General features: G+C 69.1%; 11 protein-coding genes. 5 read left to right on the forward strand and 6 right to left on the reverse strand.

What is annotated here, in order from left to right; genetic code table 11:
* Positions 1 to 363 precede the first annotated feature (363 nt).
* The 4 genes from DNK54_RS21060 (at position 364) to DNK54_RS08565 (ending at position 6,377) form a co-directional block, all read left to right on the forward strand.
* Complete coding sequence (locus DNK54_RS21060; RefSeq protein ID WP_162602363.1) at positions 364 to 1,152, forward strand: hypothetical protein; 789 nt, start codon at positions 364 to 366, stop codon at positions 1,150 to 1,152.
* 179 nt (positions 1,153 to 1,331) lie between these two features.
* Positions 1,332 to 3,146: a copper amine oxidase gene (locus DNK54_RS08550; protein ID WP_275426259.1), complete on the forward strand. Its 1,815-nt coding sequence runs from the start codon at positions 1,332 to 1,334 to the stop codon at positions 3,144 to 3,146.
* A gap of 775 nt (positions 3,147 to 3,921) precedes the next feature.
* Positions 3,922 to 5,166, forward strand: a complete 1,245-nt coding sequence (locus tag DNK54_RS08560; protein ID WP_162602365.1) for a helix-turn-helix domain-containing protein — start codon at positions 3,922 to 3,924, stop codon at positions 5,164 to 5,166.
* Positions 5,163 to 6,377, forward strand: coding sequence for a cation-translocating P-type ATPase (locus tag DNK54_RS08565; protein WP_110206567.1), 1,215 nt, complete (start codon positions 5,163 to 5,165; stop codon positions 6,375 to 6,377). Before DNK54_RS08560 ends, DNK54_RS08565 begins: the two co-directional genes overlap by 4 nt.
* Here DNK54_RS08565 and DNK54_RS08570 read toward each other — a convergent pair.
* Positions 6,334 to 6,606, reverse strand: a complete 273-nt coding sequence (locus DNK54_RS08570) for a hypothetical protein (protein ID WP_110206568.1) — start codon at positions 6,604 to 6,606, stop codon at positions 6,334 to 6,336. The genes DNK54_RS08565 and DNK54_RS08570 overlap by 44 nt on opposite strands.
* 183 nt (positions 6,607 to 6,789) lie before the next feature.
* Between DNK54_RS08570 and DNK54_RS08575 the strand changes: the two genes are divergently transcribed.
* Complete coding sequence (locus DNK54_RS08575; RefSeq protein ID WP_162602366.1) at positions 6,790 to 7,986, forward strand: lytic transglycosylase domain-containing protein; 1,197 nt, start codon at positions 6,790 to 6,792, stop codon at positions 7,984 to 7,986.
* Here DNK54_RS08575 and DNK54_RS21065 read toward each other — a convergent pair.
* The 5 genes from DNK54_RS21065 to DNK54_RS08600 all read right to left on the reverse strand — a co-directional run bounded on the left by DNK54_RS21065 (position 7,901) and on the right by DNK54_RS08600 (position 13,764).
* Entirely contained in the window at positions 7,901 to 8,287 is a 387-nt protein-coding gene (locus DNK54_RS21065) for a hypothetical protein (protein WP_162602367.1), read from the reverse strand. The genes DNK54_RS08575 and DNK54_RS21065 overlap by 86 nt on opposite strands.
* A 146-nt stretch (positions 8,288 to 8,433) precedes the next feature.
* On the reverse strand, positions 8,434 to 9,402 hold the full coding sequence (locus tag DNK54_RS08585; protein ID WP_204164481.1) for a hypothetical protein: 969 nt from the start codon (positions 9,400 to 9,402) through the stop codon (positions 8,434 to 8,436).
* Positions 9,403 to 9,648: 246 nt separating this feature from the next.
* Positions 9,649 to 11,277 carry a chaperonin GroEL gene (groL, locus tag DNK54_RS08590; RefSeq protein ID WP_110206572.1) on the reverse strand — a complete coding sequence of 543 codons (1,629 nt, stop codon included), beginning with the start codon at positions 11,275 to 11,277 and terminating at the stop codon, positions 9,649 to 9,651.
* A 206-nt stretch (positions 11,278 to 11,483) separates the two neighbouring features.
* A complete protein-coding gene (locus tag DNK54_RS08595) occupies positions 11,484 to 12,767 on the reverse strand; it encodes an ankyrin repeat domain-containing protein (protein ID WP_239460003.1) in 1,284 nt (427 codons plus the stop codon).
* Between the two features lie 13 nt (positions 12,768 to 12,780).
* On the reverse strand, positions 12,781 to 13,764 hold the full coding sequence (locus DNK54_RS08600) for an SMP-30/gluconolactonase/LRE family protein (protein ID WP_239460004.1): 984 nt from the start codon (positions 13,762 to 13,764) through the stop codon (positions 12,781 to 12,783).
* Positions 13,765 to 13,876: the final 112 nt, after the last annotated feature.

Below are 13,876 nucleotides of genomic sequence, written 5' to 3' on the forward strand. Positions count from 1 at the left end.
CTTCGGCCTGCCGCGTCAGGTCGCGCGCCGATGGTACTGCGTGATCAGCATCGGTGGCCGGTGACAGTTGCGTTCGGTGACCCGTTCCTCGGTGCGCTTGCCGTATGCATCCTCATGAGCGAATCCGATCTGCGTCTATCTGGGCGGTAGGACGCGCGCCGGTCCCACCTCGGCTAACCGCTCGAAGTCCCAGCGCCAACAAGCGATCGCCGGAACTCAAGCACCGACGGACGGCGGATCTTGTCACCTGGGTGACAAGATCCGGCGCAATCTTCTCCTCCCAGGCTGTTGGTTGCGCCGTTCTCCTTCCCTGCTGGGCCGCGCGTGTCCATGCTCGGTCGTGACTGGACCAGGAGGGCTGAGGTGGGACGACGCGGTGCACGCGAGGTGTGGGTGTTGGCGTTGGTCGCCGTCATCGCGCTGCTGGGTGCCGCACTGCTCAATGTTGCTCCGGTCAGTAGCCCAACTGCGTCCGGCGTGGCGGCCGAGCCTGACGACCATACCTACCGTGTCGTCGGCGACGGAGATCCTCTGACCCGACGGCCCGCCTTGCGTTCCCCCCGCGACGAGCTCAGTGCCGAGGAGAGCAGCTACGCACTCCACCTCGCCCTCGCCGACGGCGTCGTACCCGGCTCTGCGACGAACGTCGTGGGCGAGTCCGGTGCCGAGGTGCTGCAGATCGAGGTCCCGTCCGAGCTCAGCGGAGATCATCGGGTCGCGGTCGTGGACCTTCACGACTACACCGATGACGTCGGCTATCAGCTGACCGTCGACCTCAGCACCGGTCGCGTGCGCGCCGAACGATCACCACTCCTGCAAGGCCGGATCTCGGCCGCTGAGGCCGAGGCTGCACTGCACCTCGCCATCGACCACACCCCCACCTTGACCTTTGCTCGGCAGTTCGAGACTGCCCAAGGCGTACCGCTCCTCTCCCCCGACCAGGTCACCTCGGTGGCCGGCGTCTACCGGCACGACGGCAGCCAGGCCGCAACCACCGAATGCGGACGGCATCGGTGCGTCCAGCTGATGATCCAGGGCCCGTCGGGCGTCTACCTCGCGGCGTGGGACTTCGTTGTCGACCTCACCGCCAGGCAAGTCATCACCTTCGGAGCGAGCCACCACGTTCATCCCCACGACGAGGCCACATCGTGAAGCCGCTCGGACTCCTCGCCCTGGTTCTCGTGGCAAGCACAACCGCGACGACTTCGGTCGCACTCGCCACTCCCCCTGCCACAACCGCGACGGGCCGAACAGTGCAAGCCGCACCGACCGACTTGGACTGCTCCGCGGACCTCGTGGAGCGTGACCTCGCCAACGGCGCCTCGTGGCGGATGTGCGCGCGTATCCATCCGATGAAGGGATTGGTCCTCGAGCAGATCGAGTTCAAGCCACCGACTGACCGCGAGTACGCCGGCTACAAGCGGGTGCTGGACCAGCTCTGGCTCGCGCAACTCAACGTGCCCTACGACAACGGCCTGGTGCAGTACGACGACATCACCTCGTTCGGGTTCGGGGGCGACCACCTGATCCCCCAGACGGATGTCACGTGTCCGGGCAACGCACTGGAGGTAGCGCAGACCAAGTTGTTGGAGGGCATCTTGGTCACCCGCGCCGTTCCAGGGATCTGCGTGCAAGAGGTGCCGACCGGGCTCGCCACCCACTCCCTGGAGGCGATCGGCACCAAGGAGTTCCGCATCGCGGAGCAGGGTTCGGCTCTCGAGGTCAGCTCCCTCGCGAAGATCTCGTGGTACGAGTACCAGCAGAAGATCACCTTCGACGATCACGGCGAGATCGACGTAGCGCTCGGCGCCACGGGCGATGTCGCGCCCGGAGGCGTCGGCGGCGCCATGTTCGGCACCGACCCCGCCTATGGATGGCAACTGGGTGGCCAGCGCACTGAGCAGGGCGAGCCGACCCATGCCGCCTCGCACTGGCACAACGCGATCTGGCGCGTCGATTTCGGTATCGACCGGGGCGAACGGCAGTACGTCGAGCAGTGGGACTACGACAACGTCGCCGAGCCCGGTGCCGTCCCCAAGCTCACCGGCACAAGCCTCCGCAAACAGCGGGCTTTCCACGCCGTGCCCGGCAAGACGATGGAACACGACACCTGGTTCCGGGTGCTCAACCCGGACTCGCTCAACGCCGATGGGCACCCCCGCTCGTACGAGATCGTCAACCGCAATCTCCCGCACCGGGAGATCGACGTCTTCGCCCCCCTCATGAGCTTCACCAACGTGCATCCCTGCCAGGAGTACGCATCGATGAACCTGCACGCCGGATGTCCCGGCGAGTCGGTGCTCGACTACGTCACGGACGCGGAAGGGGAACTCGACGACCCGGTCGCATGGGTCAACGTCGGCTTCCACCACATCGACCGCGACGAGGACCAGAGCCCGATGCACATGCACTGGCAGCGTTTCCAGCTCGTCCCTCGTGACTTCTTCGCGCAGAAGCCCACCATCGCTGATGACCGAGCATGCATCAACGGGGCGGGCTGGATCGACTCACTGGACTCCCCCTGCGTCGCGACCAACCTCGCGGCCCCCACCGTCACCGCCGTCGGCGACGAGGTCAGTGTGGGCACGACGCTGCACGCCACACCCGGGCGCTGGAACGAGCGACGTACCAGCTGGGAGTACAGCTATCTCTGGCTACGCGACGGCCAGCCCATCATCGGCGGGGACGACGCTCACCCACTCGGCCGGGACTACGTCGTGACCGCAGCAGACCAAGGCGCCCGACTCAGCGTCCGAGTCACTGCCTCGCATCCGGGCTTCCCGTCCGGACACGCAGACTCCGACCCGCTGCAGGTACCCCCTTCGAACCTCTGGCCCACCGGCTCCCCCACGCGTACGGCGATCAAGAAGGTCAAGGTCCAAGAGAGCCGGAATGGCAAGGCGAGCGGCAGGGCAAGGCTGCGGATCAGCGTCACTGCCGAGAACGCCACACCGACCGGCAACGTCACGATCCGCGTCAAGCAGGGCAAGCGTGTGGTCTTCAAGTCCGTCCAACGCCTCCGTCGAGGCACCACGGCAACCACTGTCAGGCGCCTGCACGCGGGCCGCTACACGATCGTCGCCCGCTATCCAGGCGACGCGGCGGCGAGGAAGTCGAAGGCCAAGACGGCACTGCGCGTGCGCTGAACTTCGCGCCCGAGCGCGAATGCACCACCCCCAACAGAGAGGAGATTCAGAGATGCCGAACTACTGCGTCAACAAGGACGCGCAGCCTAACGGCGACCACGAAGTCCACGATGTGACGGCGCGCCAGCCATGTCTGCCCGCGGCCACCAACCGTCAAGACCTTGGCTACCACTCATCGTGTTCCGGTGCGGTCCAAGCCGCACGGCGGTACTTCATCCAGGTCGATGGGTGCGCGATCTGCGCCCCCGATTGCCACACTCGATAGGCACGAGGCGTTCGGGACCGATGTCCGGATCCCGCGGTTCCTAGGGGTCCGGGCATCATCCCGCGCGGTAAATTTGTCACCTACGTGACAAGTTTCCGGTCTTTCTCGTGAAAGTCGGCCTCCGAGGCAGCAATCGCACCCCCGTGGCTGGCGGCACAGTCATGCTAGAACGCGCACATCCGGAAAGGGGGAAGCGAGCGAGGAACCAGCGGGGAACACCTCGCGGTGAGCACGCGGCGTGTCCGATCTCCCGATGGTCGGCGTAGCCACCAGAGCAGGGGAGCTCGCGCGGCCGCCAAGAAAAGTTGTGTCGCAGATGACAAATTCCGCTACTAATCCGTCTCGGCTCTCCTGAACTCGTTGCGGCTGTCGGGGCCTGCTGAGTGAATGAGCAGCGACAGACCTTTGACGCCGGGCACGGGAAGCGGTAGTGATGTGGATCACCATGACCGGACGAGGGGAGGGGGTCGGCATGTGGGCCGATCGCGCACGATGCGGTGGCGGGACCTGATGAGCGAGCTTGCCGAGCCCTCAGCACAGCCTGCCCACCTCGCAGAGATGGTGGCCGACGCTCGCGACGCCGTGCCGTCGCTGGTGGCGCAGATCGTCACGGATATCCGGGTCGAGGTGCCGGCGTACGCGGGCCGGGAGCACGGCGAGCGTCAACGGGTGATCGCCATGGCCGTGACCGCGGCGGCTCACCAGTTCCTCGACACCCTGCTCGGCCCCACCAAGCACGACCCGAACGTCTTCCGCCTCTTCCGCGACATGGGCTACGGGGAGGCACAGGACGGCAACACCCTGGAGCCGATGCGTCGCGCACTGCGCATCGCGACCCGTCACTCCTGGCGTCTCATCCACCGTGTCGTCACCGCACACGCGCTCGACACCGCCTTCCTCGGTCGGCTCGGTGACGCCCTCTTCGCCTACCTCGATCTCCTCGACCAGGAGGTCGCCCGGGGCCACGTCACCGGCCTCACCACAGCCGAACGGGCGGACGAACCGTCGCGCGACCGCCTCCTCGCCGTGCTGTTGGACGACTCCCCCGAGTCCGACGCGCGCACCACCGAGATCGCAGCCGAGGCAGCGCACGCGGAGTGGCCGCTGCCTGATCAGGTGGTGGTGATGCGCGTCAGCTACCACGGCCACTTCCCCACCGTGCCCCTCGAAGACAGCGTGCTCGTCGACCAGCGTCTCAACCCCGCAGTGCTGGTCGTGTCCCCCAGCGAGGCGTCGGCGGTCGCCGAGCGGGTGAGCCGCGGCGGCCCCGGGGTCCGCGTCGCCGTCAGCTGGCCCGTCGCGCCCACCGGAGCGGCCGCCGCCGACCGATGGGCGCGCCGCACCCTGGATCTTGTTGCGGCCGGCGTGATCGAACCGCAGCTCGTCGTCCGCTGCGTCGAGCACATGACCCAGCTCTGGCTGCACTCCGAGCCCCTGCTGCGCCGCAGCCTCGTGCTGCAGCTCCTTCCGCCCCTGCTCAACGAGACGAACAACTCCCGGGAGATCCTCGCCGAGACGATGTTGGCGTGGCTCGAGTCGCGAGACAGCGCTCCGGCGATCGCCGCTCGACTCAACGTGCACCCGCAGACAGTGCGCTACCGCTGGAAGCGCATCAACGAGCTGTTCGGCGACCTGCTGCACGACCCGGAGTTCGTGATCACCGTGACCATGCTGCTCAAGGCGACTGTCCCGATGTGGAAGGCGGGCGACACCAGCGACGTCGACCGCTATCTCGCCAGCAACCGAGCCTCATGACCATCCTCCTGCTCCTGCTCGTCCTCACCACCTGCCTGATGATCGGCGGGCTGCTGCTGCGCCGGGCGGAGCCGACGCCGGCGCTGCCACCGCCCTGGTGGCTTCTCGCGCTCGCCTGCCTCACCGCGGCAGGCGCCGCGCTCGAAGCACGGTCCGGCCCCTCCTCGGCCCTCTCCCAGGCAGCCTTGACGATCGTCGCCGCCTCGCCTGCCTGCGTCGTCGCGGCGCGGCCACTGACCGCGCGATGGACAAGGGTGCGGGCGCGGCGGGCAGGCATCGGCCTCCCACCCTTCTACGTCGTCCGCGACGAGGCCACTCTCGCTCGAATCGTGCTCGACAAGCATCGGACCGTCACCACCGGCGAGATGCAGATCAGCTCGGTCGATCCCCTCGATCCGGAGCACCGCACCAACCTGCTCTTCTTCGCCGGGGCACTCTCACGGCGCAGCACGGCGCCCTTCGCGGTCGCCCTCGCCCGTCGGGCCGGCGGAGGGCGTGTCAGCGACTACCGCGAGTCCGACCCGAACACCCTCTCCGGCTCCGTCGACCGACATCCCGTGCGGCTCGGCCCTCCCGCAACCGTCGGCATGACCAGCTCGACCGGACGCGGCCTGACGGTCGGCGTCGAGGTCGACCAGCGCACCCTCGGCACCATCACCTTGGAAGACACCGTGCGGCCTCACGCGCGTGAGGACGTACGCCGGATCGAAGAGCTCGCTCCCCTCGTGCTGCTCTCCGACGACACACCCGGCAACACCTCCGCCCTGGGCACTCTCGTCGGAGTCGACGAGCTCGTCGCCGAGGCAGACGCCGTAGCCCGACTGGAGCAGGTGCAGAAAGCCCACGCCGACGGAGGCCGCGTGGCCATGATCGCACCGCGACAACCCCACAACGAGGATGCCCTGCACGCGGCCGACATCGCGGTCACCGATGCGGCAACGCCAGCAGCACCCGGAGTGATCACACTCGATGAGTTCGACCTGGCCACCGCCGACGATGCACTCCGTCGTGTGCTGGCCGGCCCCAAACGGATACACCAGGTCGAGGGCGTCGCCCTGGCGCTCTCCTGCGCAGGAGCGCTCGCGGGCGCCGTCGCACCGTTGGGCGCCTATGGAGCCGGCGCCAGCGCACTCGGCGCGTCGGCGATCGTCGCCGTCGCCGCCTGGCTCAACTCGCGTCCTCCACGCGCATTGCCAGACCGCTCCGCCTGAGCGCCTCCGCCACCGGGGCATCGCTCCGGACCGAGCACTCCAGCCAGTCCGGGTCGGCGACGACCAGGGCCTCGGAGCCCGCCTCCAGTTGGGGTTGCTCCCCCTCGACGCTCGACGCCGAGTCCGCGTGACCGGAGCGCCGCCTGCGCGCGGCCACGATCGCCAACGTTGGCGCCATCATCGCGCAGGCCACGCCGCCCACAGCGACGAGCAGGCTTCCTTCAGCCATCGCAACCTCCTTCGCTCGCTCTCGATTAGTAGCACCGACCACAGCTCCGGCGCCGCCCCCTGGAGCGAACTCGTGAGAACCAACTGCAGAAGTTGTCACCTACGTGACAAGTTCTTCGCTCGTTCATCGGATAACCCACCTGGAGGATTGCGTTCGGACACCGATCGGTGGCTCACTGGGGAGGTGAGAGAACGACGTCGAGCATCCCGGGCAGTCACCGGCACCCCAGCCGGCCGGACCAGACTTCGGCGTGCGTTCGCTCTCGGCCTGGTCATCCCCCTGGCGGCACTCGCCGAGTCCACGCCGCTGCAGCTGGGCTCCCCTGTCCTTCAGCCGCCCGTCGCGCGCGCCGCGACCCCGGATCCCGTCCCCGTGGCGCCGACCGATGTGGCAAGCACAGCCCGCACGGCACCGGCTGCCTTCCGCTCCGCCGTACCGAGCAGCGACCTGCCTGCCACCGCCCTGGCCGCCTACCAGCGGGCGGAGAGCGTCATCAACGCCTCCTCCCCCGGCTGCGCACTCTCCTGGCAGTTCCTGGCGGCGATCGCACAGGTCGAGACCGACCACGGCCGGCGTACCCCACCGGCCGCCGACGCGGGGCCCGACACCGACGCAGGCATGTACGACGGCACGCCAGAGCGCGACCTTCTCTCCGGCCCGTTCCAGATCGCCCCGGTCACCTGGGCGGCGGTGGCCGTCGATGCGGACGGCGACGGGACCCGCGATCTGCACGATCTCGACGATGCCGCCCTCGGCCTGGCCGTGTTGCTCTGCAGCACCGGTGAGGATCTCTCCACCGATCCTGGCCGCCGGGCCGCCCTCCAGGGGCACAACCGGGACCGCGACTACGCCGACCTCGTACTGGAGCTGACCGCCGCCTACGCGATGCCAGGCCGACTCTCCGCCGGACTCACCGCGACCAGCCTCGTCGCTCCGCGTCCGGTGGCCCCGGCAGCCGCCCGCACCGAGCGACGAGCCGGCGGAGGCAGCTCGTTCACGCCACCCCGCCCCAGCGGCGGCCACGGACGAGCACCGGAGACGGCGGGTTCGGAGGAGCTCCCGACGGAGCCGGCCCTCCCGGAGACGCCGACGACGCCCGAGGAGCCGAGCACGCCTCAGCCCGAGCCCACTGAGCCCTCTGAGCCGACGACCCCGTGCCTACCGCCCGCCGACGAGACGACTCCACCAGACGAGGCGCCGACGACGAACGCCCCGGCCCCCGACGACACGTCGACCGCCGAGAGCGAGCCGGAGGAGACGCCCGACGAGGACGCGTGCGCCGTACCGGAGGAGGTCAGCCCAGTCCCGGCAGACCGTCCGGAAGGGACGGAAGCTCCGGCAGCAGATCCTTCAGGTACCCGGAGCCGCATGACTTCGTGACCCACCAGGTGAGGGAGCGCAGGTCTGAGCGCTCCGCTCCGCCCAGATCGCGGTAGACACGCCACGACCCGCGGACCGAGCCCAGGTCGGGTGCATGGTCGAGGAAGACCTGTAGCCCTTGCTTGGCGTCGCCGTCGAGGTCATGGGGGAGGCCACGCTGGAGGAGTTCCAGCGTGGCCGCCGACCGCTGGGCGCGGTCGCCCGAGGCGATGTCGCGGATCAACTCGCAGAACTCCGCCGTGGTCACGGTCGTCGGCGTCGGCGTCGGCGTGGGAGTCGGCTCCGTCGCCTCACTGCTCACGGGCGTGGATGGTTCCCTCGTCGGCTTACTGCTGCTCTCGTCATCACTGCCGCAACCCGCGAGTGCCAAGGAGAGCGCCAGCGCCACACCCACTCGTACCCACCGACCCCGTCGCATGCAGCGAGCCTAGGCCGAGCGTCCGTTCCTCACGAGAGTCGCTCCATCATCAGCGAGGCGACGTAATGCTCATCGCCCACTCCGGGGCTCGACCCCACCTGTCGCAGATCGACCTCACCACCCGCTGGCAGCGCATAGACGCCTGAGTGGTCGAGACCGACCCCCTCGAGCAGCACACGCAAGGTCAAGATCAGCGCGATGTTGACGTTCAGCGTCGGACGGTAGCGACGACTCGCCTCTTCGACCTGGCCCGCAACACCGAGGACCATCGACGGCCCTTGACTCTGCGAGACCGACATGGTCGACACCTTGATCGGCTGGAACTGCACCGAGTACGTGACCCGATACAGGCCGGCGTCGGCCACGGTGACGACCCCGTTGTTGAGCTCGAACGCCTGCGGCGTCCCGACCTCGTCCTGCCACGGTACGACGCCATCACCCGTGCCCTCAGCCGTGGCGAAGAACCAGGCGCTCGGGCCCGGCGCGCCCGCAGGCCCGGGAGGCCCCGCCGGTCCGGGCGGGCCTGCGTCCCCGGTCGCTCCCTTCGGTCCGGGCTCCCCGGAAGGTCCAGCGATCCCAGCCGGACCGTCGGGGCCCTGCGGCCCTTCCGCGCCCGCCGTGCCTTGCGGGCCCTGTGGCCCGATCACACCAGGTGCGCCTGCTGGTCCGGCGAGACCCCGCTCCCCCGGAAGGCCGATCGCCCCACGAGCCCCGTCCGGCCCGGCTGCACCGGGTGCCCCCGGGGCGCCCGCCGGACCGGCAGCGCCCTGCTCGCCACTGACACCGGGCGTGCCGGCCAGACCTTCAGCCCCGGCCGGACCTTCCGCCCCAGCGGGCCCGGGCTCTCCCGCCACTCCGCGCGGCGCGGCCGACGCTCCGGTCGGCTCCAGAGCGGCGTCCTGCGCGACCAAGGCGCCCACACCACCGCCGACCAGTCCCGCCAACAACACCAGACCGGCAATCGCAACGATCGCCGTCCTCTTCAAGGCAGCCTGCACTGCACCCCTCCCAGAGTCCCGCAGGGTGGGCAACCTCCCGAAGCCCACGCAAAACGCACATCCTTCCGACTTCAGTCAGCCAGCCGCAACAATTTCCTTGGGCTTTCCAAGTGACTTGTGCCACAGGAGCGGGTGTCGTGCCAGGACCTCCACAGGCCGGTACAACATTGCGCCGAAATGACACTGCGCGGTAGGCCCAAGGTCGGGCCTACCGCGCAGCGGGTGAAGCAGTGCTTCAGGGGCGGATCAGAAGTCCATACCGCCCATGCCGCCCATGTCGCCACCCGGCATGGCCGGGGCCTTCTCGGGCTTGTCGGCGACAACGGCCTCGGTGGTGAGGAACAGGGCCGCGATCGAGGCTGCGTTCTGCAGCGCCGAGCGGGTCACCTTGGCCGGGTCGATGATGCCGGAGCCGATCATGTCGACGTACTCGCCAGTGGCAGCGTTGAGGCCGTGGCCGGCCTCGAGGTTGCGCACCTTCTCCGCCACGACGCCGCCCTCGAGGCCGGCGTTGATGGCGATCTGCTTGAGCGGGGCCTCGGTGGCGAGGCGAACGATCGCCGCGCCGGTGGCCTCGTCACCCTCGAGCTCGAGCTTGTCGAAGGCGGTCGCGGCGGCCTGGACCAGCGCCACGCCACCACCGGCGACGATGCCCTCCTCGACGGCAGCCTTCGCGTTGCGGACGGCGTCCTCGATGCGGTGCTTGCGCTCCTTGAGCTCCACCTCGGTGGCCGCGCCGACCTTGATGACGGCCACGCCGCCGGCCAGCTTGGCGAGGCGCTCCTGCAGCTTCTCGCGGTCGTAGTCGGAGTCCGACTTCTCGATCTCGGCGCGGATCTGGTTGACCCGGCCCTCGATCTGGGCCTGGTCGCCGGCACCCTCGACGATGGTGGTCTCGTCCTTGGTGATGACGACCTTGCGGGCCTGGCCGAGCAGCTCGAGACCAGCGGTCTCCAGCTTGAGGCCGACCTCCTCGGAGATGACCTGGCCACCGGTCAGGATCGCGATGTCCTGCAGCATGGCCTTGCGGCGGTCACCGAAGCCCGGAGCCTTGACGGCGGCGGACTTGAAGGTGCCCTTGATCTTGTTGACCACGAGGGTCGAGAGGGCCTCGCCGTCGACGTCCTCGGAGAGGATCAGCAGCGGCTTGCCGGACTGCATGACCTTCTCCAGCAGCGGCAGGATGTCCTTGACGCTGGAGATCTTCGAGTTGGCGATCAGGATGTAGGGGTCCTCCAGGACCGCTTCCATCCGCTCCAGGTCGGTGGCGAAGTAGGCCGAGATGTAGCCCTTGTCGAAGCGCATGCCCTCGGTCAGCTCGAGGTCGAGCCCGAAGGTGTTGGACTCCTCGACGGTGATGACGCCTTCCTTGCCGACCTTGTCCATCGCCTCGGCGATGATCTCGCCGACCGTGGTGTCAGCAGCGGAGATGCTCGCGGTGGACGCGATCTGCTCCTTGGTCTCGACGTCCTTCGCCATGCCGAGCAGCTGCTCGGAGACGGCGGAGACGGCGGCCTCGATGCCGCGCTTGAGACCCATCGGGTTGGCACCGGCGGCGACGTTGCGCAGGCCCTCGCGGACCATCGCCTGGGCCAGGACGGTGGCGGTGGTGGTGCCGTCACCGGCGACGTCGTCGGTCTTCTTGGCGACCTCCTTGACGAGCTCCGCACCGATCTTCTCGTACGGGTCCTCGAGCTCGATCTCCTTGGCGATCGACACACCGTCGTTGGTGATCGTGGGGGCGCCCCACTTCTTCTCCAGGACGACGTTGCGGCCCTTGGGGCCGAGGGTCACCTTGACCGCGTCGGCGAGGGTGTTCATACCCCGCTCAAGCCCGCGGCGGGCCTCTTCATTGAAAGCAATCAGCTTTGCCATGACTCCTGCGATTCCTCACGCTTCAGAGTTCGTGGACGGCCCGGCTCGCTGCCCGCGACGGCCGATCTGGCTGACTCGGCGGACCCTTTCCCGCCGACGCTTCAGACCTCAACTCGCCGGTCCGCATGTGTTGTCACTCTCCTATCGAGAGTGCCAGCCTCATGTTTAGCACTCGCCTGGTGAGAGTGCAAGAAAACCCCCTCTCGTCACCCGTGCCGACGCAGGATCCGCGCGACCTCCGCCTGCCCCTTCTGTCGGGCATGCTGCAGCGCGGTGACGCCCTCACGGTCGGCGAGGGCGGGATCGGCTCCCGCCTCCAGCAGGGTCCGGACGATGCGCTGGTGCGCCGGGCCGCCGTCACCCAGGATGACCGCCTCGAGAAGAGCGGTCCACCCGAGGTCGTTGACGTGGTCCAGGTCCATGGCCGTGGTCGTCATCAGCTGCACGTAGTCGGCATGCCCGCGCTCGGCTGCCGGGATCACCGAGATCCCGCCGTACCGATTGCGGACGGTGAGGTCAGGCTGGAACCGCAGGAGCAGCTGGGCCATCGGCACCGAGCCCGTCACCCCGGTCACCAGCCAGGGCGTGTCCGAGCGCTCGTCGAGCGCATCCGGATCGGCGCCCAGGGCGACAAGAAGGCGTGCGGTGACGTCGTGATCGCCGGCCACCGCAAGCAGCAACGGCGTACGGCGGGCCGCATCGCGCGCCTCCAGGTCGGCTCCCGCACGCAGCGCCAGGGCGGCGCGGTCCGGGTCGCCCGCTTCGGCGGCCGCGAGCAGCGCAGCGTCGGGGTCGGCAGGCGCCGGCTCGCCAGCGATCGTCAGGATCTTCGCAACGCGGTCCTGCCCCCGGGCACGCGCCATCTGCAGCGGCGTCTGCCCGTTCCGCTCGGCCGGTCTCGCGATGTCGGCACCGCGGGCGACGAGAGCCCGGACGGTGGCCTGGTAGGTCGGGGTCCCCGCGCCCAGGGTGATCGACTCGTGGAGCGCGGTCCACCCGAGATTGTTGACATGGTCGACCGGCGTCTCGGTCTGGAGCAGGCGGCCCACGACGAGGTCGTGGCCGCGCTCGGCGGCCCTGATCAGGCCGGTGCCGTCGAACGAGTCGTGCACGTCGACGTCGGCGCCGTTGCGAAGAGTGAGCCGGACCAGCTCCAGATAGCCTTCGCTGGCCGCGACCAGGTGCGCACTCTGCAGCGTGTCGTCGCGCCAGTCGACGTCGGCGCCGGCCTCGATCAGCCGGCGCGCCCGAGGTACGTCGTCGGCCCAGGCGGCGTCCAACAGCCGGCGGTCGAGCTCGGCCTGGCTCAGTTCGGACAAGGGGTTCTCCACTTCCTTCTGCTTGGTCGTGACGGATTCCGGGCTCTCCGAGGGCGCCGCGCTGGGCACCACGGTCGGCGGCGCGTCGGATCGGTCTGCCGGAGAGCCGCCCGCGCACCCGGCCAGCGTCACGAGGACGCCGGCCAGGGCGAGGGCGGTCGCGGTGCGCACACCGGTCATGGTGTCAGCGCTGCCAGCGCCGGACGACGACCTCGTAGGGCGGCGTCGCGGTCTGCTCGTCGAACTTCGAGTCGACCAGCAGCAGTCGGCCCTGCGCCATCTTGGCCGTGGTGAACACCCGGTCTGCATCGCTCGGGCGCTCGGAGACCACCGTGGCGCGACCGCTGTGCTTGTTCAGCTGGAAGGTGGTGAGCACCTTGTCGAAGTTGCGGACGACGAGGAGCTTGTTGCCACGCCGCACCAGGCCGTCGGCGTTGTCGACGCTGGTGCCACCGAGCCGGATCCGCTTCACGGAGCGGTCAGCGAGCTTGAAGCGCCACAGCTTGCCTACGTTGCCCTGCGCCACGATCAGGCTGCGCTGGTCCTGGCTGACCACGATGCCGCCGAGGTTGAAGCCCTCGGTCGTCGCGATCGTGTCACTGGCGTCGGCCCAGGTGCGGACCTTCCAGTCGCCCGACCTGTTCTTCGCGACGCGGAAGATCTGGGCAGCGTTGGAGTTGGTGAAGTAGGCCGCGCCGTCCGGACCGACCACCACGTCGTTGAGGAACGAGTTCTCCACGCCGGTCTTCATGGCGGCAAGCAGCTTGCCGCGCTTGTTGTAGACCCACAGGTCGGGGTTGTCGTTGCCGATGCCGTTCGGGCCGCCGGCGACGTAGACACGGCCCTTGGCGTCGGTCGTGATGCCGCGCGCGGTGGTGCGCCCGTCTGCCCCCGCGGGCTTCCACTCGCGAGCCGACGTGCCGCCCACCTTGCCGCGGTGGATCTCGCCGCCGGTCACCTCGGTGACGTAGTAGCGCTTCTCGTTGGGGTTCACTCCGATGCCCTCGAACTTGGAGCCCTCGGGGTCGCCGGGCAGCTGGTAGCTGACCGGCTGGCTGACCCGCTTCGCAGCAGGGGCGGCCTGCGTCGGCGTGAGAGCAAGGGCCGAAAGCGTCAGCGCCCCGGCGAGGGTGGTGACGGCCAGACGGGCGGTGGTGCGAGTGCTCACGAGGTTCCTCCTCAGCGTGCGGCTCGGACGTTCCGAACCGGCGATGCCACTACCTTCGCCAGGTAGAGGCCCCGCGCACGACGGGCAACCGGCCACCTCTGGATAGCCAAAC

This window comes from Nocardioides daejeonensis (assembly GCF_003194585.1).
Lineage (GTDB): Bacteria > Actinomycetota > Actinomycetes > Propionibacteriales > Nocardioidaceae > Nocardioides > Nocardioides daejeonensis.